The sequence below is a fragment of the Pandoraea pneumonica genome, from assembly GCF_902459645.1.
GTDB classification, from domain to species: domain Bacteria; phylum Pseudomonadota; class Gammaproteobacteria; order Burkholderiales; family Burkholderiaceae; genus Pandoraea; species Pandoraea pneumonica.
In genome coordinates, this window is sequence record NZ_CABPSK010000002.1 from 67,412 (window position 1) to 88,341 (window position 20,930).

16 protein-coding genes, 1 tRNA gene and 1 pseudogene are annotated in these 20,930 nt (G+C 57.5%); 9 read left to right on the forward strand and 9 right to left on the reverse strand.

Annotated elements, in window-relative coordinates:
- Nucleotides 1–164: 164 nt before the first annotated feature.
- Both PPN31114_RS09435 and PPN31114_RS09440 read right to left on the reverse strand, forming a co-directional pair.
- A pseudogene (locus PPN31114_RS09435) lies at nt 165–1,292 on the reverse strand (cytochrome c oxidase subunit II); the annotation flags it as partial.
- A gap of 206 nt (nt 1,293–1,498) precedes the next feature.
- The gene (locus PPN31114_RS09440) at nt 1,499–2,848 is read right to left on the reverse strand and encodes a hypothetical protein (RefSeq protein WP_150679284.1); all 1,350 of its coding nucleotides are present in this window, start codon (nt 2,846–2,848) and stop codon (nt 1,499–1,501) included.
- Nucleotides 2,849–3,308: 460 nt separating this feature from the next.
- Here PPN31114_RS09440 and PPN31114_RS09445 point away from each other — a divergent pair, with 460 nt between their 5' ends.
- The 9 genes from PPN31114_RS09445 to PPN31114_RS26615 all read left to right on the forward strand — a co-directional run bounded on the left by PPN31114_RS09445 (nt 3,309) and on the right by PPN31114_RS26615 (nt 12,484).
- Nucleotides 3,309–3,674, forward strand: coding sequence for a MarR family EPS-associated transcriptional regulator (locus PPN31114_RS09445; protein ID WP_150679285.1), 366 nt, complete (start codon nt 3,309–3,311; stop codon nt 3,672–3,674).
- Entirely contained in the window at nt 3,671–5,125 is a 1,455-nt protein-coding gene (locus PPN31114_RS09450) for a mannose-1-phosphate guanylyltransferase/mannose-6-phosphate isomerase (RefSeq protein WP_150679286.1), read from the forward strand. Before PPN31114_RS09445 ends, PPN31114_RS09450 begins: the two co-directional genes overlap by 4 nt.
- 13 nt (nt 5,126–5,138) lie before the next feature.
- Nucleotides 5,139–6,020 (forward strand): WxcM-like domain-containing protein, encoded by an 882-nt coding sequence (locus PPN31114_RS09455; RefSeq protein ID WP_150679287.1) that lies wholly within the window; start codon nt 5,139–5,141, stop codon nt 6,018–6,020.
- Nucleotide 6,021: 1 nt separating this feature from the next.
- Nucleotides 6,022–6,477: an acyltransferase gene (locus PPN31114_RS26535; RefSeq protein ID WP_150679288.1), complete on the forward strand. Its 456-nt coding sequence runs from the start codon at nt 6,022–6,024 to the stop codon at nt 6,475–6,477.
- Entirely contained in the window at nt 6,474–7,577 is a 1,104-nt protein-coding gene (locus tag PPN31114_RS09465) for a DegT/DnrJ/EryC1/StrS family aminotransferase (protein ID WP_150679289.1), read from the forward strand. Before PPN31114_RS26535 ends, PPN31114_RS09465 begins: the two co-directional genes overlap by 4 nt.
- A gap of 67 nt (nt 7,578–7,644) precedes the next feature.
- Nucleotides 7,645–8,907, forward strand: a complete 1,263-nt coding sequence (locus PPN31114_RS09470) for a glycosyltransferase family protein (protein ID WP_150679290.1) — start codon at nt 7,645–7,647, stop codon at nt 8,905–8,907.
- 70 nt (nt 8,908–8,977) lie between these two features.
- Nucleotides 8,978–9,856 (forward strand): DUF4422 domain-containing protein, encoded by an 879-nt coding sequence (locus PPN31114_RS09475; protein ID WP_150679291.1) that lies wholly within the window; start codon nt 8,978–8,980, stop codon nt 9,854–9,856.
- Between the two features lie 101 nt (nt 9,857–9,957).
- Nucleotides 9,958–11,286 carry a flippase gene (locus tag PPN31114_RS09480; RefSeq protein WP_150679292.1) on the forward strand — a complete coding sequence of 443 codons (1,329 nt, stop codon included), beginning with the start codon at nt 9,958–9,960 and terminating at the stop codon, nt 11,284–11,286.
- A gap of 592 nt (nt 11,287–11,878) precedes the next feature.
- On the forward strand, nt 11,879–12,484 hold the full coding sequence (locus PPN31114_RS26615; protein WP_370865875.1) for a glycosyltransferase: 606 nt from the start codon (nt 11,879–11,881) through the stop codon (nt 12,482–12,484).
- A 60-nt stretch (nt 12,485–12,544) separates the two neighbouring features.
- Here the strand turns inward: PPN31114_RS26615 and PPN31114_RS09485 are convergent, their stop codons facing one another.
- The 7 genes from PPN31114_RS09485 to soxB form a co-directional block, all read right to left on the reverse strand.
- Nucleotides 12,545–13,744, reverse strand: a complete 1,200-nt coding sequence (locus PPN31114_RS09485) for a glycosyltransferase family 4 protein (protein ID WP_150679293.1) — start codon at nt 13,742–13,744, stop codon at nt 12,545–12,547.
- 14 nt (nt 13,745–13,758) lie between these two features.
- Nucleotides 13,759–14,895, reverse strand: coding sequence for a non-hydrolyzing UDP-N-acetylglucosamine 2-epimerase (wecB, locus tag PPN31114_RS09490; protein WP_150679294.1), 1,137 nt, complete (start codon nt 14,893–14,895; stop codon nt 13,759–13,761).
- Between the two features lie 7 nt (nt 14,896–14,902).
- Nucleotides 14,903–16,030 (reverse strand): UDP-2-acetamido-2,6-beta-L-arabino-hexul-4-ose reductase, encoded by a 1,128-nt coding sequence (gene wbjC, locus PPN31114_RS09495; RefSeq protein WP_150679295.1) that lies wholly within the window; start codon nt 16,028–16,030, stop codon nt 14,903–14,905.
- 94 nt (nt 16,031–16,124) lie between these two features.
- Nucleotides 16,125–17,132 carry a polysaccharide biosynthesis protein gene (locus PPN31114_RS09500; protein WP_150680336.1) on the reverse strand — a complete coding sequence of 336 codons (1,008 nt, stop codon included), beginning with the start codon at nt 17,130–17,132 and terminating at the stop codon, nt 16,125–16,127.
- 345 nt (nt 17,133–17,477) lie between these two features.
- Nucleotides 17,478–18,578, reverse strand: a complete 1,101-nt coding sequence (locus tag PPN31114_RS09505) for an EpsG family protein (RefSeq protein WP_174987891.1) — start codon at nt 18,576–18,578, stop codon at nt 17,478–17,480.
- 400 nt (nt 18,579–18,978) lie between these two features.
- Nucleotides 18,979–19,054, reverse strand: a tRNA-Ala gene (locus PPN31114_RS09510).
- Between the two features lie 162 nt (nt 19,055–19,216).
- Nucleotides 19,217–20,926, reverse strand: coding sequence for a thiosulfohydrolase SoxB (gene soxB, locus PPN31114_RS09515; protein WP_150679297.1), 1,710 nt, complete (start codon nt 20,924–20,926; stop codon nt 19,217–19,219).
- Nucleotides 20,927–20,930: the final 4 nt, after the last annotated feature.

Here is a 20,930-nt window from a genome sequence, read left to right on the forward strand (position 1 = left end):
GGCAACGGCGTGGCAAGCGGCGGCGGCCCCGACATGGGCGGCGCGCTCGGGGCGCTATAGCCCGGCGACGAGGCTGGCCCCGGCGAGAGCGGCGCCATCTGCATGGGCTCGCGTGGCGTGACTAATGAGTTCTGGGCAAGTTGCCACGTCTCTGTGCTCGCCGTGGGGGCAGCCGGTGCAGTGGGCGCGGCCGGGGCAAGCGTCTTGATATAAGCGATCAGTGCCGCGAGATCGGCATCGGTGAGCTCGAGCTTCGGCATGAGCGGCGCAAAACCTTTCGGCACACGCTCGGTCGGGTTGCGGATGAACGTGGCGAGATAGGTGTCGTCGACTTTGGCGGTACTGCCGTCTTGGAACGTCTCCGTCTTACCGTACAGCCCGTGCCACGTCGGCCCGACGCCCGCAGAGCCGTCGACGGAGTGGCAGCCCGCGCAGCCTTTCGCTTGGGCGAGCAGCTTGCCTTTGGCGGCGAGTGGGTCTAATGCGCCTGCACCGGCGTGTTGTGCTTGCAGTGCAGCAAAAGTCGGCAGTTTGGCGAGCCAGGCATCGTAGGCGGGGCGGTCATCGACCACGACAACGCCTCGCATGTTCGAGTGGCCCACGCCGCAAAGCTGCGCGCAGAGAATGTCGAAGCGCCCGGTTTGGGTGGGGGTGAGCCACATTTGCGTGATCATCCCCGGCACCATGTTCATCCGCGTGCGAAACGGCGGGACGTAGAAGTCGTGCAGCACGTCTTTGGCGCGCAGCAGCAATTTGACCGGCACGCCGACGAGCAAATGGAGTTCGGGCGCATCGACGATGCGATTGTCCTGATTCGCGGGATCTTTGGGATTCAAGCCGAGCGGGTTGTCGGCGGTGACGTAGCTGGGATCGGAGGTGCCGAGGCGTCCGTCCGGTCCCGGCAGCCGAAACCGCCATTGCCACTGCTGGCCGACCACTTCGACCACCATGGCGTTCGACGGCGGGTCGATCAGCTTGGCGTAGACGAACAGGCCGGGCGCGAGCATGGCGGCGATGCCGACGGTGGTGATACCGATGAGCCAGGCTTCGAGGCGGCGGTTATGGGGCTCGTAAGCGGCGCGGTGGCCGTCGCGATGGCGATAGCGGAAGATCGCCCATGCCACGAAAAGATTGACGGCAACAAAGGCCACGCCGGTGATCACCAGCGTAATGGTGAGGGTGTCGTCCATCTGGCGCCAGTTCGACGCCAGCGGAGTCAGCCACCACGGGCTCCAGAAATGAAACGCGAGCGCGGCGGCGACGATGACGATCAGGAGGATCGGGAGGGCCATGGCACCTGCCTTTGTCGAGCCTTTCAACGACGCCCCGACGATCGAGGGACGAAGTTCGCATGGCGCGTCCGCGGGAAGGCCGCGGATCAGTCACTCGACTCCAGTACACCCCGATCCTGAAACAGGCACCGCCCGATGTTCGCGTACTTATTCAGGTTAGTTCGCGAATCCTTCCTGTCAAGGGACGGTGCGCCAATCCGGCGGGCTTACGCGCGGCCGTTTTGGGCTTCGTGGCCGAAAAACTGCAAGATCGTCGAGTGCAATTCCTTCACATGGCTGCGATCGCTCGGTGCGTATTGCGCAACCCCACGCGTGAAGTAAGAGAAGCCCTTCTCCTGGTGCATGCCGTTCTTAATGGCGACGAAAGCGACGTACGGCTCAAGCGGCCACTGATCGTCGCCAAAGGTGACGCGCAAGTCCGCCGTAATTTCGTGCGGATAAGTGAGCGTCACGAACAGGCTATCCCCGCGGTTGTCGATCTCGCCAAATACAGGCTGCCCATCCTTGACGACGCGAAGTTCCGAGAGTCGGGACTGTGCCGCAAGCGCTTCGGCGGCCGAGTCGAACTCGAGCAAGAAGTCACGCGTCATGCGCGGCTGAATCGATCGGACCTGAACGCCGATCATGCGCATGAACTCGGTGTGATCTTTGAGACGGTAGTAATACTTCACCCGGTCATAGGGCAGTTGCGACAAGCCTGTGGCAACAATGACTTCGGTACCGTCGAAACTCATGCAATCGGCGATCAGACTGTCGTACACGCTCAACATCTCGGCAATCGGGTCGACATCCTGGGCGACGTACCATGCCGGGTTCGACATCTTCGCCTTGCCCTTCAAGACATGCGAGTTGAAGAAGTAATGGTGCTGAATGTGCGCGCCCGCATTGAGGAATACGGCGGAGAAATTCGGCAGGCGTGCACGGAAGAGCTTCGCGTGAATATCGTGCAGCAGCAAATCGAGCACCAACGCCTTTCGCCACGACGCCCCACGGCTTCCCGCGATCAGCTTGGCGTACAGCCCGTAATGCTTCGGTTGGGCGAAGCGCAGCAGCCCCAGCCCCAGGTGCAAGGCGCTTTTCCACGTGATGCGCGCCTGCGCGTTGTCGTTGACGGTCTGCGATACGGCGGAGGTCAAGACCCGGCTCCACCAGGAATCGTCGCTCGGCGTGGCGGTCCAGGGGTCCGGAATGAAGTAGGCCGGCGCGCGCAGACGGTTCTCGGCGTTCATCGCGGACACGCAACCCACGCGCAAACCGCTGCGCTCGAGCTGCTCGAAAACCTGCGGAACGTTCGAGCCGACGATATCGCCAAGACGGAAAATACCGTGCTCCGTATACGCTTGCCCGCTATGCACGGACGCCCACTGGATCCACGGTTCAAGTTCTTCGTAGTTGCGTTCGCAGGTCGTGCTGATACCCGCGCCGGACGTCAATTTCGCGAGCGCCGGGAAACGTCCAGGAAACGCCTCAATGTAGTTCAGCACAATGTCGAAATTGATTTCGTTGAGCTCAACCAGAACGAGCCTCTTGCCCGCCGACGTATCACCACTACGCATGTCTCGACCTTAATAAATTTCAAACATTGTCATTGTATTAGTGACCGCATCCATGCGGACACCCCGGGGCGGTTTGCCAGGGCTAACAATATCCGTACCTTCGGAACTGAATATTGACCCGTCACAAACTTCGCAGCGCGCCCACGATTCGATATGTCGTCGCCCAAACTATCTGGGTGCCACCTGGCAGACACCGAATCACCGCTCGCTTACTATCGGCAACGCGGGATTTTAGCAGGCCATTGATGATGTTCTGATGGTTCTTGCATCACGGCCAAACCCAATACACACGGGCGCCTCGAAACAAACATGATCCAGCCCGCCTAGACTCAAGTAGAATTGCTCGAACTCATACAGACATTCGCGACTATCGATTTTCGGTGTCAATCGCAGATTTCAATAGTGGCGGCGCAGGCAAATTGGGTTTGCTTCCCTCATTCATCGACAAATCACCAAATTTATGCCGAGTAGACAAGCGAAATTACAAGAAGATACGTATTTCCGTGTCATGCGCATCTTGTATGAGAACCCGGACCTTACCCAGCGGGAGTTGGCCGCTAAGCTGGGTGTCAGCGTCGGTGGGCTGAATTATTGCCTCAGGTCGTTAATGGAAAAAGGGTGGGTGAAGATGCTCAATTTCGCCAACTCAAAGAATAAATTTGGCTACGTCTATATGTTGACGCCGAGAGGGATTGTCGAAAAGGCGAATTTGACGAGCAAATTTCTGAAGCGAAAGATGGATGAGTATGAAGCTCTGAAAATGGAGATCGACGCATTGAAATCCGAAATCGCAAGCGCTGTGGAAACGAAGGAGCAAGAGGCATGATTCACGCCACACCTGTAATTCTCTGCGGCGGCTCCGGCACGCGCCTCTGGCCCTTGTCCCGAGCGGGTTTTCCGAAGCAATTTCTTTGCCTGACGGGGCAAGAGAGCCTTTTCCAATTATCGGCGAACCGCTCGATGCAGCTTCGTAGCGACGAGATCGCGATTGCGAATCCCATCATCGTCTCCAATGAGGAGCACCGGTTCCTGCTGGCTGAACAGTTGCGCGAGATCGGCATCGCAGCCGACCGCGTGCTGCTCGAGCCGGAGAGCAAGAATACGGCGCCCGCGATGACCCTAGCGGCGCTTGAAGCCATGGCCGACGGCAACGATCCGATCTTGGTCGTCACGCCATCGGATCAGGTGATCGAGGACAACGACGCGTTCACTGCGGCAATGCGCGCTGCCATCCACGAAGCGGATAAAGGCGGCATTGTCATTCTCGGTATCCAGCCCGATCATCCGGCAACCGGTTACGGATACATTCAGGCAGGCGCCGCTAGCGAAGACGGCCCGCGCAATGTGCGCAGCTTCGTCGAGAAGCCCGATATCGAGACCGCGCAGCGCTATATGCAAGACGGCGGATATTTCTGGAACGCCGGTATCTTCGTCGTTCGGGCCTCGGTCTGGTTGCAGGCCATCGGTCAATTCCGACAGGACATTGCGCAGACCACCGCAAGCGCCTGGACCCAAAGCACCCGCGAGATCACGCTCGATGTCCGCTTTGTCCGCCCGGCAAAGGAAGCCTTTCACGAGGTACCCGCTGAATCGATCGACTACGCCGTGATGGAACATTGCCCGGGTAGTGCGTTCGAGATCAAGATGGTCCCGCTCAACGCAGGCTGGAACGACCTGGGTTCGTGGGACGCCGTGCTGAAGGCCACCCCGCGTGATACGTCAGGGAACGCCTACTTCGGCGACGTACTGGCCACCGGCACGAAGAATTCGCTTGCCCACGCGTCGACGCGTCTAGTCGCGCTCGTCGGCGTGGAAGACCTGGTCGTCGTCGAGACTGCCGACGCCGTGCTTGTGGCGAACCGCAACCACAGCCAAGACGTCAAGAACATCGTGTCCATGCTCGCCAAGGAAAACCGTGACGAGCACTCGCTGCATCGCAAAGTGCACCGTCCGTGGGGCTGGTATGACTCGGTCGATGAAGGCCGGCGCTTCAAGGTCAAGCGAATTCAGGTACGACCCGGCGGCAGCTTGAGTCTGCAAAAACACCATCACCGCGCAGAACATTGGATCGTCGTCAAAGGAACGGCGGAGGTCGTCAATGGCGAAGAGACGCGACTGCTCACCGAAAATCAAAGCATCTACATTCCGTTGGGGCAGGTGCATCGTCTGAGCAACCCGGGGAAGATTCCGCTGGAAATTATCGAGGTTCAGTCGGGCGACTACCTCGGTGAAGACGACATCGTTCGCTTCGAAGATACGTACGGCCGCACGCGATGATCCGCCGAGACGCTTGGATCCGACGCACTCCACATACCTCTCCAGACGAAACCAAGTAATGGAAGTGAACACCAGAAAATCAGTTTCCGAATCGGGCGAGTCGCTCTCGTTCGTCGCACCCGAAACGGTGATTGGAAAGAATTCGACCATCGGCGTAGGCGTATACATCCCCAAGGGCGTGACGCTGGGGAACGGTGTGCGGATTCGTAGCCATGTCGTATTCGCCGCCTCCGACAACCCGGACGCCGACGTGGGTGTGGTTGTCGAGGACGACGTCAACATTGGCGAGGGGTCGGTCATCTATCCGGGTGTGCGTATCGCCGCCGGCGCCAACGTGCGTCCGGGCACCGTGGTCACGCGCTCGATTCCGCCCAGCGCAATCGTCGAGGGCAATCCCGCGACGATCGTCGGCTATGTGAATACGAACCGCCCAGAGATCCAATCCGCCGCGACGGCCGGGCAGCGCACGCCTCGCACGGCACTGGACGTTCGCGGTGTCGAGGTTTTTCGGTTTCCGGTGATTCCCGACTTGCGCGGCAACTTGTCGGTGGGCGAATTCGAGACGCAAATCCCGTTCGCGCCGCTGCGCTATTTCATGGTGTACGACGTCCCCAGCAGCGAAATTCGCGGAGAACACGCGCACCACGAATGCCATCAGTTTCTGATTTGTGTGCGGGGTAGCTGCTCCGTTGTGGTCGACGATGGCCACAAACGCGCGGAGGTCGAACTGAAAGACCCCGCCACGGGCATCTACATTCCGCCGATGGTGTGGGGTATTCAATATAAGTACTCGCACGACGCACTGCTGCTGGTCTTCGCCTCCCACCATTACGACGGGAAAGACTACATCCGCGACTACGGCGAGTTCCTGAACCTTATTGGCCAAGGGACCTGAGATGCTTAGCGCTTACAGCGATGTGCAAAGCCAATCGATTGGGAAAGGCACGAAAATTTGGCAATTCGTCGTCGTACTGCCGAATGCCGAGATTGGTGACGATTGCAATATCTGTTCCCATTGTTTTATCGAGAACGACGTGAAGGTCGGGAATCGAGTGACGGTTAAGTGCGGCGTTCAGTTGTGGGACGGCACCGTCATTGAAGACGATGTCTTTATCGGTCCGAACGTCACGTTCTCGAACGACAATTTCCCGCGCTCCAAGGTTTATCCCGAGACGTTTGCTAAGACTATCGTTCGGGAGGGCGCGTCGATCGGTGCGAACGCGACCATTCTTCCGGGCATTGAAATCGGCAAGGGCGCCATGATCGGCGCCGGCAGCGTCGTCACCAAAAATGTTCCGGCAAACGCCGTCGTCGCCGGAAATCCCGCTCGCATCCTTCGAATCCTAAAATGAATATTCCCTTCCTCGACCTTAAGAAGATCAACCTCGCTCACGAAGCCGAGCTGACGCAGACCATGGTCAGCGTGTTGAATTCAGGCTGGTACATTCTGGGCCAGGAGGTGCGCGCGTTCGAGAACGAGTTTGCGAGCTATTGCGGTACCGAACACGCCATCGGCGTGAGCAACGGGCTCGATGCGCTTCACCTGATTCTTCGCGCGTACGACATCGGTCCCGGCGACGAAGTTATCGTCCCGTCGAATACCTATGTCGCCACTTGGCTGGCTGTGACCTATGCCGGCGCAACGCCCGTGCCCGTCGAGCCCGATGAAGCCACTTACAACATCGATCCCGCAAAGATCGAGGCTGCCATCACGCCGAATACCAAGGCAATCATCGCCGTCCACCTGTACGGGCAAACGGCGGACATGGATCCGATCAACGAGATCGCTCGCCGTCACGGCATCAAAGTCGTCGAGGACGCAGCACAGGCCCACGGCGCAACGTATAAGGGCAAGAAGGCCGGCGCGCTGGGCGATGCCGCAGGGTTCAGCTTCTACCCCGGCAAGAACCTCGGTGCGTTGGGCGATGCCGGTGGCGTCACGACCAACGACCCGGTGCTGGCGCAGAAGGTCCGGTTGTTGCTGAATTACGGATCGAGCAAGAAGTATCACAACGAAGTCAAAGGCTTCAATTGCCGTCTGGACGAGTTGCAGGCCGCGATTCTGCGCAAGAAGCTGCAATACCTCGATGCAGAGAATCAGAAGCGTCGCGAAGTGGCCGACGTCTACATGAACCTGCTGTCGAAGTCCGACAAGCTGATTCTTCCGAAAACGCTGCCGACGTGTGAATCCGTGTTTCACATCTTCGCCATTCGATTCAACGATCGGGATCAGTTGCAGGCAAAGCTGACCGAGAAGAACATCGGGACGATCATTCACTACCCGATTCCTCCGCATCTTCAAGAAGCCTATAGCGACCTGAATCTCGAGAAGGGAAGCCTTCCCATCTCCGAGCGGATTCACGAGACGATTCTCAGCATTCCCATGAGTCCGGTCCTGACCGAAGACGAGGCGGCTTATGTCGCTACGTCGATCCTCGAAATTTGCGGCTAACACCAACGGCAATCGAGTTCACCCCGAAATACGCAGAATCACATTCTATTCAGGCAACCCGACGCGCATGATCGTTCTGTACAACGTAAATCACTATCTAGGCGGCGGAGAAACGCTGTTTGTGCGCTTCTGCGATTATCTCGATTCGATCGATGAGCCCTACATTGCGATTTGCGCCGAGGGCAGCTTTATCCAACAGAAGTTGGCGGCTTCCCCCAGCGTCAAAGGCAAGGTCGTCGCCTTATCGGGTGATCTCGATTATTTCTATCTGAAGAAAGACGCGCAGGCGGCGTTGCTCGCGAAGGTCAGCGCAAGCATTGGCGCGCAGAACGAAGTCAAATTTGTCACGTTCTGCATGCGCGACCTGCATCTCGCGAGAGCGTTAAGTCACCAGGTGGCGAACATCTCGATTTCGCACCTGATTCTTCACGTTCAGGACGATCTGTATCTCGGGCAGACACTGTTCGACAAGGCTGCCTACGCCCTGACGAAGAAGCGGGCATTTCGCAACAAAGCCCTGATCAATTTCAACCGGGCGCTGCTCAAGCAGATCAACGACAACAACGGATTGATTTGCATGGCTCAGGTCATCGCCGATCACTGGGAGCGCACCTTCGGTCTTCATGTGCCGAGAAACCGCATTGTTCCGTTGCCCTCGTTCTCCGAAGCTGAGCCAGGGGCGGGCGCCGAAGCCAACAACAAGTCGATCATCTGGATTGGCCGAATCGTCGACTTCAAGATACCTGCGGTTTGCGCGATGGTTGAGTTCCTCTCGAAGCGAACCGACTACACGCTCACCATCGTTGGCAGCGGCGCGACGGCACAAATCGATGAGGCTGTCCGAAAATTCGGTGTCGATCCCGCGCGTATCCGTTTCATTGGCGAATTGCCTTACGACAAGATTCGCGAGGAGATCGTCAAACACTCCATCGGCTATGCGATGGGCACGTCGCTCGTCGAATTGGCCCGCTACCGAATTCCGGTCATCGTCGCGCTGGCGAGTTACGATCACGCGCTGTTCGATAAGCCGATTTGCGGCGGCCTATTTTTCGACAAGCCGCTTGGTTGCGATGGCTCCGAGCTAATGAACAGCGACGGCCCGGATATTGCGGAACTGACCGACGTCATCCAGGCAGTCGAGGCCGATTACCTCGGCGTAGCCGCGAAGTGTTACGAATACGCCAAGACCCATTACTCCGTTGCCGAGAATTTTTCGCGCTACGTCGAGATCATCAAAGCAACCAAAAAAATCTCGCCAAACGGATTTTCGGAAGATCAACCGAAGGCAAATGTGCTGCGCCGCGTGTTGTTCAACGTCGCCAGCCAGTGAGTGGTCTCGACCAGCCACTTCCTATCTTGTCGAATACTCGCGCCTAATTGATTAATACTTTCCAAAGACAATGAACAAGGAAGACGATATCAAGCTGCTTTGTTTTTATCACAACAAGGCACTGATAAACACCGATCGAGAGTTCCTGATTAACGTCCAATGCGGCAGAAGCGAGATGACATCGCATCTGCCCATGTTGGGCTACGACACTGGGGACAACATCAGCTCGCGCAACGCCTATTGGTCCGAGATCACCGGGTTGTATTGGGCTTGGAAGCACATCGAAAAGGTGCCTTACGTCGGCCTTTGCAGCTATCGTCGTTTCTTCAATTTCCGTTTCGACTCTGCAAAACCGATCGAGATTCTCGACGTGCCCCGTGGGCAACAGTTCGTCGACGGCTATACGCTCCCTACCGCGCAGGCGCTTTTCGGCGATGCCGACATCATCACGCCGGTGCCGTACACGTATGCCTATAGCATCGCTCGCGTTTGCAGCATGAACTATAACGACCGCGATTTCGATATTTTGCAGCGGGTCGTCGAAGAGAAGTACCCAGACTATTTAGCGGCGTACAGAGATCATATGTACGAGAACAACAAGATGATCGGCCACAACATGTTCATCATGAGTTGGGACAACTTCACGCGCTACTGTGACTGGGTTTTCGACATCTTGCTCGAAGTCGAAAGACGCATCGATCCGACGAAGTATCCGATCCATCAGATTCGCGTCTTCGGATACATGCACGAAATCCTGCTCGAAGTCTTCATCAAGAAGCACAACATGCGGGCGAAGCAATCGCAGATTCTTTGGGTGGATCCGTCCGCGCAAAAGACTCACTTCAATAGCCTCTACTATCGGACGGCGGCGAACGCGTACTACCGTTTTACGCGGGCAACGCAATCGAATTACGAGCACCTGGCAAAGAATAAGCTGCACCAGTCGTAGGGCCGATGTCACGCCGTGGTTACGGCAAATAGGCTTCATGTGCGGAGATCACAATATTCCCATGCATGAACTACCGTTATGGATATTAGGAATCTCGCACCATGTCGATAAAGAAAAACTCCCTTTGGAACCTGGCTGGTCTGGGGGGGCCATTACTTGTCGCAGCCGTCACCGTTCCTTATTTGCTCCGCCACCTTGGGGTGGAGGCGTTCGGGATCTTGACGCTGATCTGGACCTTGATCGGCTACTTCAGTCTGTTCGACCTGGGTCTCGGCCGTGCTATCACGCAGAAGGTCAGCTCGATCCTCAACTCGGATAGAAAGAACGAGGTCAACCCGATCATTCAGAGCGGCTTGGTCGTGACCGGCGCCGCCGGCATGTTCGGCATGCTCTTGCTTGCGGTGCTCGCTCACATACTCGCGAATAAGTGGCTCAATGTCAGTGGCCCGTTGATCGACGAGACGTTTTGGTCCCTGATCATTTCGGCTATCGGCATTCCGATCACCACGCTCACGATCGGGTTTCGCGGCGTTCTGGAAGCGTTCGAGAACTTTAAGATTTCGAGCGTGTTCCGCATCATTCTGGGCATTCTCAACTTTGCGGCACCGGCCATCGTCGTTGCGTGCGTCGGCAATTCCCTGATTTGGATTTCGCTCAGCCTAATCGTCACGAGACTGCTCGTCGTCGCGATTCATTGGCGATATGTCAGCAATGTCTACGGCATTCGCTTCAACCGTCTCGGCGTCCAGTGGGGCTATGTCAAAGAGCTGATCGCCTTCGGCGGATGGACCACCGCGTCGAACGTCATCGGCCCGTTGCTGGTCTCCGCGGATCGCTTTTTCATCTCCTCGGTGCTCGGCGCAACGGCAGTCGCTTACTACACCGTGCCGTTCGAGATCGCGAACCGGTTGCTGATTATTCCCGTCGCGTTGACCGGCGCCCTGTTCCCCCGGCTCGCTAATGTCATCGGCTCGCGTCACCACGAAGCCGAAGCCAACTACAAGGGCAGTCTGAAGCTCATTTTGTACGTCATGCTTCCGATCTGCCTGGCGATTGCCGTGCTGTCGAAAGTTTTGCTGTCGATCTGGCTTGGGGCGAAGTTTGCCGAACAATCGTGGATGGTGGCGTCGATCCTGTTTATTGGCATCTTCTTCAATTCGCTCGCGAGCGTTCCCTTCACGTACATTCAGGCGGCGGGCAAGTCGAGAACGACGGCGTTTATCCACATCTTCGAGACGATTATCTACATCCCCTCGTTGCTGCTGATTCTGCACACCGTTGGCATCGTCGGCGCCGCTATCGCATGGTCGTCGCGAGCACTTTTCGATTTGCTGGTCCTGCTGTATCTGCGCCGCGAATTGTCCGCATCCCTTCGTCCTGCGCAAAGCGCGAGCGCCTCGGCGCCCGGCACCACCTCAGGCAGCGCGTAAGCGCCGAACCGGCATCCATCACTGCTCTATGACCGACATCACTCACCTGTACTTCGGCACTGCTGGCTCCGCGGGGCTGTACACCGATCGCATCTACAAAGCGCTTGAGAGCGAATTTTCTCAGGAAGCGTTGGTGAATCATTACTTCCCGTTTCCGTACGGGAAGAAGATTTTCTTTAAGTACACGGAACTGACAGGCCCGAACAAGCTGAAGAACTTCAAGTATCTCCGCTTCATCGTGAGATACATCGAGTTGCTTTATGGGCTCCTGATTGCGCTATTCTTGGTGAGCAAGAACAGAACCAAGGTCCTGAATTACAACCTGATCAGCGAGCACTTCGCCGAATACCTGTTCTTGCTCGTCGTAAAGAAGGTCCTGCGCAGGAAGCTGATGTTGACGTTGCACGATGTGATTCCGTTCGAGTCGCAACACATCAATGTCACGCCGAGACACCGAATCAAGCAGTCGATCATCGACCTCGCGGATACGATTCTGCTTCACAACAAAAACTCTGCCGACGACTTTAAATCGAGCTTCACCTTTGACGGCCCGATCAGCTTGCATGATTTCCCGATCATGGACCCGGCCAGAATGCACGGTCCGTCGACACGAGAAAAAACGGATCATCGACGCAACGGCGGCACGAAGTTCTTGTTTGTCGGGCATCCCCGTTCAGAGAAAGGCCTCGATGTCCTCGCCAAAGCGTGGGCCGTTTTTGCGCAATCGGAGGCGTTCGGTGCGGCGCAACACAGCCTTGTCGTGGCGTCCAATCTGAGCCGCAATCACGCAGCGATGGCGCTTCTCTCGGGCGTGCCGGGCGTCACTGTGATCGCGGAATTCATTTCCGACGAGCGGTATGTGGAGTTGATCGCTGAGGCGGACTATGTCGTCCTGCCGTACAAGCGCGGCACCAATAGCGGCATTCCGGGAACCGTGTTCGCGCTGGGCACCGGTCTGATCTGCTCCGACATTGCAATGTTCAGAGCGAACTCGCTGATCCCGAGTGCATCGTTCTTCACGAGCGAAGACCCCGAAGCGCTGGCGCAAAAAATGGCCTCGGCGGCAGCCGCCAGCGCAGATGACTATCGTCCGTCGCCGGAAGCGCTGGTGCAATACAACAAGGCGTTCGATGCGGACGTGAGAGGCCTCTACGAGAAGATTCTCAGCGGGGAAATGGGTGCGGTGGCGGCGCGATAGCCGCCCTTGAGTTGAGCAGCACGGCGGTGATCCGCCGTGCATGCGTGAGCGAGCGAGCGATTATGCCCTGCGCCCGCCCAATGCCGCGACGATCTGCTGCACCTTTGTCTCGGGCGCAAACAGTTTCGTGTACAGCGCCTTGCATCGCACCGCGATCGAGGACGTCGAGTCGAGATCGGCGATCAGTTTCAGCGCCAGACGCTCCAGTGTTTCCACCGTATTGTCTTCGCTGACCTGCCCCACGTCGTTGGCGCGAATCAGATCCGCCAGATCGTTCCCGGGATTGATATTGGCCAATACGGGCAAACCGCTCGCCATATACGACAGAAATTTCCCCGGGATATTGTGCGATTTGTGCCGGGGATCGAGGGCCACCAGCCCGATGTGACATTGGGCATAAAGCCCCGGAATCTCGTCGGGATGGATTTCGTCGTGGAAGACGACGTTATCGAGCCCACGCCGCGCGGCATCGGCCGCGAGTTGTGCCGCATCGCTCCCGCGCCCGACGAACAGAAAGCCGACATCCTGGCGCGCGCGTAGCCGTTCGGCGAGATCCAGCAGGATGCCCATGCCTTGTGCGACGCCCATATTCCCCGCGTAGACGAACACCTTGCGGCCTGCCAACGGCGTCTTCGCGATATCGATGGGGCACCCGGTGACCGGCGCTTCGTAGAGCCAGTTAGGCAGCACTTCCACGTGCCGCCCGGGCTGCCGCGCCCAGTCGTCGAAATAGCCGACGTTGCCTTGCGTTTGCACGCCGATCGTGTCGGCAGCGGAATACTGATAACGCGCCACGGCGTCGAAGACACGGTACGGTAGACCACGCCCCATCAACCCGATGTCAGCCGCCCATTGCGGAAAAATGTCTCGGATGATCAAGTAGGTCTTGCAATCGCTTTTGCGCTGCAAGTACTTCACGAGCGGGCCGTGAAAAATCGAGGGCGAGTACCAGACGACGCCTTCCCATTTCTGGTCGGCTAGCGGGCTTCGACGCAAATTCCTTCGCATGGCGAAGGGCATGACGAACTCGTTGATCGTCCGGCGCACGTAGCCAATGCCCTTCGTTTCAGGCGCGCGTAACCGAAGCACATCGAATCCGTCGACTTGCTCCAGCTTCCACGCGCCGTCGATGTCGGCGCTCGGCAGTATGACGGTCAGTGCGTGCCCCTGACGGGCAAATTCACGGGCCAAGTCTCGCAGTTGCACCGCCCCGGAGGTTCTCTGCGGCGGGAAATTCTCTGTCACCAAAGCGATTCGCATCGACTTCCCGATCGTCAATATTTTTTCCAGACCACGCGGCGCACATAGTCGGTATAGCTATGGATGATGCGCACGACCTTGTCCGAAACGTTGGGCATGCTGTAGTCCGCAACCAGACGAAGACCTCGCTGCGCGCCACGCGGCTGCGACTCGAGAATTGCCAAGCCTTGCCGCACACGGTCGACTTCCAACCCCACCATCATGACCGCCGCCTCTTCCATGCCCTCCGGACGCTCGTGCGCCTCGCGCAGATTCAACGCCGGGAAATTGAGAATGGAGGACTCTTCACTGATCGTTCCGCTGTCAGACAGCACGGCTTTCGCCGACATCTGGAGCTTCACGTAGTCGTGGAACCCGAGCGGCTTCAGGAATTGAATTTGCGGATGGAAGGTCGACCCCGCCGCATCGATGCGTTTGCGGGTACGCGGGTGCGTCGACACGATCACGGGCATGTCGTGATCTTCGGCGACGGCATTCAGCACGTCGACGAGCTTCCGATAACCTGCCTCGGGTTCGATGTTTTCTTCGCGATGCGCACTGACGACGAAATAGCGCTCAGACGCCAGAGAAAGTCGATCCAACACGTCCGACGCTTCAATCGAAGGCAGATAGTGATTCAGCACTTCGAACATCGGGCTGCCCGTCTTGATCACTTGATCGGGAGGCAGGCCCTCTCTGAGCAGATAGTCGCGTGCAATGGTGCTGTACGTCAGATTGATGTCCGACGTGTGGTCGACGATGCGGCGATTCGTTTCTTCCGGAACGCGCAAGTCGAAGCAACGGTTCCCGGCTTCCATATGGAAGATCGGAATCTGGCGACGCTTGGCCGGAATGACCGACAGACAGCTATTGGTATCGCCCAACACGAGCAGCGCATCCGGCATGACATCGGCCAACACGCGATCCACTTCGATGATCAGGTTCCCGATCGTCTGGGCTGCGCTGCGGCTGCCCTCTGCGCTATTGAGAAAGTGGTCGGGGCGTCGAACGTTGAGGTCCTCGAAAAAGACCTGATTCAGTTCGTAATCGTAATTCTGGCCCGTATGGACGAGCACGTGATCGCAGTGCTCATCGAGTGCCGCCAGGACTCGCGACAGGCGAATAATCTCCGGCCGCGTCCCGACGACCGTCATGATCTTTAGCTTCTTCATTTTTGCCTTACAGAGTGCTTGAGAAAGTATCCGGCCGCGCGCGATCGAACACTTCATTGGCCCAGAGCATGACGATCAGTTCGTCGTTGCCGATGTTGGTGATGTCGTGCGTCCAGCCCGGCACCGTTTCCACAATTTCGGCTTGCTCGCCATTCTTCACCAACTCCACCGTTTCACCGGTATGCATATGCCGGAAGCGGAAACTGGCAAGCCCCTTCATCACGAGAAATTTCTCGGTCTTGGAATGATGGTAGTGACCACCGCGAGTCACCCCCGGATGCGCCGTGAAATACGAAAATTGACCGCAGTCCGGCGTCTTGAGCATCTCGACGAAGACCCCACGAGGATCCTCGTGGCGCGCCACGCTGTACGCGAAATCGCTCACGGGCAAATAGCTGACGAACGTCGAATAAAGCGCCCGTTGAAGACCCGTGCCCACTCGCTCTGTCATCAGCGAAGCGCGGCTGTCCTTGAACGCTTGAATCGCGCTAGCGACCTCGCCGACGGTCGTCGTATATGACGGCGTCACGCTCTCGAAGCCCTGAGCATCGGGGGCCGCGTCGGCGCCGAACAGAAGGTCGGTGAAGCGCTGAAGGACATCGTCCACGTAGACAAGCGTGAGCTTGGCAGCGGGATCGTGAATCTCGATAGGCAGTCCCCGCGCGATGTTGTGACAGAAGGTCGCCACCGCGGAGTTGTAATTGGGCCGACACCACTTGCCGAAGACGTTGGGCAGTCGAAAGATGTAGGCCGGGTTGCCATGGCGCGCGGCGAGCGCTTGCACCGCTTGCTCGGCCGCCTGCTTGGTCTGGCCGTAGGGGCTCTCGCGGCCGGCTTGCGTCGATGACGTCAAGATGACCGGAATCCGGCGTCCGGTCGATTCGGCGATCGTCGCGAGCGCGTCGCACAAGGCTTGCGTCAGATCGCGATTGCCGCGCTCGAAGTCATCGGCATCTTGCGATCGATTGACGCCTGCAAGGTGAAATACGAATTCGACGCCCTCGAGCATTTGAGGCAATTCGCCGATATCGCTCTGCGCATCGAAACGCACGACTTCCACATCCTTAAACTCGGAAAGCTTCAGGAGCAGATTTCGCCCGATGAATCCATTCGACCCTGTGACAAGTACTTTCATAAGCTGTTCGTTGGCGTGCGCCCGCGTTTCGCGGGCAACTCTGGCAATGTTCGATCAGGGCGGCTCGCCCCGGCGTTGTCGCGGACCCTGAGGCTTATTTCGGGATAATCGACTGAACCAGCGGCAGCTTCAGAAGCAGCTTCTTCATGCCTTCCACATCGAGTCGAGTGGTGTTGTGCGAGTTGTAATCGGTCGCTTCCGAAATCTTCGTCTCGCCTTGATCGATGTACTTGCCGTAATTCAGGTCGCGCAAATCAGGCGGAACACGGTAGTAGTCGCCGACGTCTTGCGCCATCACCATTTCTTCTCGGCTCAACAACACTTCATAGAGCTTCTCGCCGTGACGGGTGCCGATAATATCGATCGGATAGTCCGGCAGTTGCATCAACTCGGCCAGTGCGCGAGCGAGCGTTTCAATGGTCGCAGCAGGGGACTTCTGAACGAAGATTTCGCCAGGATTGCCGTTCTCGAACGCGAACAGCACCAGGTCGACGGCATCGTCCAGGGTCATCATGAAGCGCGTCATGTTCGGATCGGTCGCCGTAATCGGCTTGCCCGCGAGCATCTGGTCGATGAACAGCGGAATCACCGAGCCGCGCGACGCCATCACGTTGCCATAGCGCGTTGCACAGATGACGGTCGAATTGCTGTTACGCGATTTGGCGACCATGACTTTTTCCATCATGGCCTTCGAGATGCCCATCGCATTGATCGGGTAGACGGCCTTGTCCGTGCTCAGACAAACCACGCGCTTAACGCCGCACGTAATCGCTGCCTCGAGAATGTTCTCCGTTCCCAGGACATTGGTCTTCACCGCTTCGAGGGGGTGAAACTCGCAGGAAGGCACTTGCTTGAGGGCGGCGGCATGGTAGATGTAGTCAACGCCCCGCACAGCGCTCATCACGGACTGATAGTCACGGACGTCACCGATATAGAACTTCAGCTTGGGATTGTTGTACTCCTTACGCATGTCGTCCTGCTTCTTCTCATCCCGACTCAGGATTCGGATTTCCCCGATATCTGAATCGAGGAAGCGACGCAACACCGCATTCCCAAATGATCCCGTACCGCCGCTAATGAGAAGAGTCTTGTTGGTGAACATAAAAGTATCTATGAGTATCAATGACCGATCGCCATCCATCAGCGAACGATGCGAACCTCTGTTGTATCGAGTGAACGTATGCCGTCGGGCAGTTTCGCTCGGCTATGCAGGCGCTATGCGCCCGCAGGGGCTCGTCAAATCGGAAGTTGCCAAGCCACTGGACTAGGTCGCAGGCGAACGTTTTCGCCATGACCCACAGTGCTGGAACGTCGGTGCCGGCTCTCCATACACCCACGATCGTTCGAATCTAGCATTCTACCTAACTCGATAACGTCCGTGATGGACCCTGTCCACATTCTGTCTGCCGGCCCGCGCTATGACGTGATTTGATCGATAGTGCCGCCGCTATTCCTTCGCTTCCAGCCTCGAAATTTCCTCTCTATCCGGATCGACGTCACCCGACATAAACGTGTAATACGGGTAATACCGTTTGTAGGTAGGAATATCGATCGCTGGATTTGGACTCAGCAGGGGAAGCGTATTGAACAACACCACCAATATCAGCACGAACGGGCTAAAGATCGCAGCCGTGCGCAAACGCAGGAATTTGGCGATGAAATCCGGCACCGTACACGCGAACAGAACGAGCGGGAAGAAAACGAAGTAATTCGCAACGCGATCGACATATGGCGTAGCGGTGATACGAATGAAAATCAACACAACGTACACCAGGCAGCCACTATAAAGAATTCTCCGCGACATCAGGAGATTCGGAATATCTCTGTTCCGGTAGATATAGAGAAATATCAAAACCGGCAAGAATCTCAATATGTTGTACGCGTATCCGGCAAACGTCAGATTCACGTCCATTTTATAGAACGAGAGATCTGCGGAAGAAAACGACAAGATAATGGGTTCTGCGTAATTGATCGGGTCGCCGGTAATGGTCAGCAAGACCGCAACCAGTGCCGCTGCCAACAGCTTCATTCTGAAAGAAACCCTTCTTGTCGAAAGAAGCAAAAGCAAGATCGAGAAAATTGCGAATTTGTGAAACCCGATAGCGCACAACATCGCCATCGTCATCTTGAAGTATTTTTCTCTCGACAAAAAGATAACGGACATCAGGAACAGCGATATTGCGAGCGATTCCCGCAAAATCTCCATGCTGAAGTACAGATAGCACGCCGCGATATAGAGCGAGACGCCGAGAAAAACCATCTTCGTCGCATTCTTAAAGAAAAATATGACGAAATAGGCAAGCAAACTGGAAACCGTGACTTGAAAGAAGAAATACCCACCGATGCTTTTACACACCGAAGCAAGGATATTCCAGAGCGGTTCGTATCTTGCGTGGAAGATATCGTCAAACCCCATTGAGTCGAGGCTGGGCACCTCGCTCTCAAACCAGGTCATATACCAGACGCTATCGGGAGCCATTCTGTAACGCAATCCCGCGATAAGCGCCATCAGCAGGAATAGCAATACGATATTCAGCTTGTACTTCAAGGATGTTCTTTTGACATCCGGTTCAAATACAGAGATGTATATTAGATATATAAAAGCGATCAAATATGTCATGCGCTGAATATCTGGAGTGCGGACTTCTGCACTATGTAGCGAAGAGAGGCCGGGAAGGGAATCAGTGGCATGGTTTGCGCACGGCAGACCATCGTAGAGAACGCAAATGAAAAGCGTACGACGACGCGATGTCCGCGTTGCCCATCAACCACAGGATTATCGAATGATAGCCGACCAGGACTCGACTGGGGCTGCCAACCGCCGTAAGGCGGTGAGCCGGACGATTTCGGCGGCGAGGCATCGGATTTCGGCGCCGAAATGAAGGGAAGTGAAGGCCGTGCGCATCGTGGCCAGACGGCGGGCCGCGCGAATCTCTAAGTGTTTCGATTGGTGGAGCGGAGGAGGATCGAACTCCCGACCTTCGCATTGCGAACGCGACGCTCTCCCAGCTGAGCTACCGCCCCACATCAGGCAACGATCATAGCGGCTTTTTTTTTAACCCGCCAGCGCCCGACAAATTTGCTCGGGATTTGCCGCAAAACCGCACCGCAAAATCCCGCAGAGCCCCGCAAATCCTCGTGTCAGGGCGATGTCAGGACAATGTCAGGGCGCCATCAGCGCCACCATCAGGCCGCGCCCTGATTCCCTTTCATGCCCCGGATCACCGGCAACTTCGGCGCCTTCGCCACGATGGTCTTCTGGGCGCGCAGATACCGTGCCACCACGTCCCATACCGGTTCGCCCTGAGCCCCTTCGGCCACCGGCGCCCAGCCCGCGACCTTGTACGTCTTGCCCGCATCGATGGGCTTGCCGTTCAGACGCATGTCGGTGATGCGCTTCCCCATCGGCGCCATCGGGTCGATCGTGTAATCCATGCCGCCCACGCGCACCATGTCACCGCCCTGCTGATAGTAGGGGTCCGGGTTGAACAGGTTATCGGCCACGTCTTCGAGCACGGTCTTGATGGTCTCGCCCGTCATCGGCGTGAGCGTCGTATACGGATAGGTAATGGCCGTCTGATCGAGCAACTGCTCCATCGTGATCGACTGTCCCGGCAACAGCGACGTCCCCCAGCGGAAGCCCGGCGAAAACCCAATCTCGGCGTCCATCTCGCTCATGACGGCGTCGAGCAGCAACTGGTCGAAGGTGCCATTGAAATTCCCGCGCCGGTACAGCACGCCCTCGGTAACCGCGAGCGGCTCGGCCAACTTCGCCGCAAACGGCGCGCGCACGCGCTCGATCAGCGCCTGCATCTGCGCGTCGGCCGGCAACAGATTGGCAAACACCGGCAGCAATTTGTAGCGGAAGTCGACCGGCTTGCCGCCCTTCACATCAAAGTCGAGCACCGCGAGGAACTTGCCGTTCGACCCAGCATTGGTCACGAGCGTCTTGCCGCCCGCGTTCGCCACGATCACCGGCTTCGGCACGCCGTCATGCGTGTGCCCGCCCAAAATCGCATCGATACCGCGCACGCGCGAGGCCAGTTTCAGATCGACGTCCATGCCGTTGTGCGAGAGCACCACCACGACCTGTGCGCCCTTGCCGCGCACTTCGTCGACCATCGTCTGCAAACGCTCCTCCTGAATGCCGAACGTCCAGTCGGGCACCAGATACCGCGGGTTCGCAATCGGGGTGTACGGGAACGCCTGCCCGATGATGGCCACCGGCACGCCGTTCATCGTCTTCATCGTGTACGGCGCGAAGACCGGGTCGCCGAAGTCGTTGGTCTGTACGTTCTGGGCGACGAAGTCGATCTTGCCTTGGAGTTGCTCCTCGACAACCGACTTAACGCGCTCGGCACCGTACGTGAACTCCCAATGCGCCGTCATCACGTCCACGCCCAGCGCGAGTGTGGCGTCGACCATGTCCTGCCCTTTGGTCCACATCGCCGTGCCGGAGCCCTGCCACGTATCGCCACCATCGAGCAGCAACGCGCCTGGGCGCGACGCCTTCATGCGTTTGACCAGCGTGGCCAGATGCGCGAAGCCGCCCACCTTGCCGTAGGTGCGCGACGCCGCGACGAAATCGAGATAGGTGAACGCGTAAGCATCGGGGGTGCCCGGACGCAGCCCGTATGCCTTCAGGAAAGCATCGCCGACCAGATGCGGCGCGCGGTTGGCCTGCTCCCCAATGCCCAGATTGACGCTCGGCTCACGGAAGTAGATCGGCAGCAATTGCGCATGGCAGTCGGTGAAGTGCAGCAAATGCACGTTGCCGAACTTCGGCAGATCGTAGAACGCCTCGGCCGCCTTGGCTGCCGCATCCTCGTGATGCGACAACGCCATACCGCCCGCGGCCGCCACGGCCAATACCTGCATGAACTCGCGTCGATCCATTTCG

Excerpts from the sequence above, each read along its gene's own strand:
- PPN31114_RS26535 (WP_150679288.1), top strand. The coding sequence starts at position 6,022 with ATGCTTAGCGCTTACAGCGATGTGCAAAGCCAATCGATTGGGAAAGGC.
- wecB (WP_150679294.1), bottom strand. The coding sequence starts at position 14,895 with ATGAAGAAGCTAAAGATCATGACGGTCGTCGGGACGCGGCCGGAGATT.
- PPN31114_RS09500 (WP_150680336.1), bottom strand. The coding sequence starts at position 17,132 with ATGTTCACCAACAAGACTCTTCTCATTAGCGGCGGTACGGGATCATTT.
- PPN31114_RS09470 (WP_150679290.1), top strand. The coding sequence starts at position 7,645 with ATGATCGTTCTGTACAACGTAAATCACTATCTAGGCGGCGGAGAAACG.
- PPN31114_RS09465 (WP_150679289.1), top strand. The coding sequence starts at position 6,474 with ATGAATATTCCCTTCCTCGACCTTAAGAAGATCAACCTCGCTCACGAA.
- PPN31114_RS09480 (WP_150679292.1), top strand. The coding sequence starts at position 9,958 with ATGTCGATAAAGAAAAACTCCCTTTGGAACCTGGCTGGTCTGGGGGGG.
- PPN31114_RS09485 (WP_150679293.1), bottom strand. The coding sequence starts at position 13,744 with ATGCGAATCGCTTTGGTGACAGAGAATTTCCCGCCGCAGAGAACCTCC.
- wbjC (WP_150679295.1), bottom strand. The coding sequence starts at position 16,030 with ATGAAAGTACTTGTCACAGGGTCGAATGGATTCATCGGGCGAAATCTG.
- PPN31114_RS26615 (WP_370865875.1), top strand. The coding sequence starts at position 11,879 with ATGCACGGTCCGTCGACACGAGAAAAAACGGATCATCGACGCAACGGC.
- PPN31114_RS09445 (WP_150679285.1), top strand. The coding sequence starts at position 3,309 with ATGCCGAGTAGACAAGCGAAATTACAAGAAGATACGTATTTCCGTGTC.
- soxB (WP_150679297.1), bottom strand. The coding sequence starts at position 20,926 with ATGGATCGACGCGAGTTCATGCAGGTATTGGCCGTGGCGGCCGCGGGC.
- PPN31114_RS09450 (WP_150679286.1), top strand. The coding sequence starts at position 3,671 with ATGATTCACGCCACACCTGTAATTCTCTGCGGCGGCTCCGGCACGCGC.
- PPN31114_RS09475 (WP_150679291.1), top strand. The coding sequence starts at position 8,978 with ATGAACAAGGAAGACGATATCAAGCTGCTTTGTTTTTATCACAACAAG.
- PPN31114_RS09440 (WP_150679284.1), bottom strand. The coding sequence starts at position 2,848 with ATGCGTAGTGGTGATACGTCGGCGGGCAAGAGGCTCGTTCTGGTTGAG.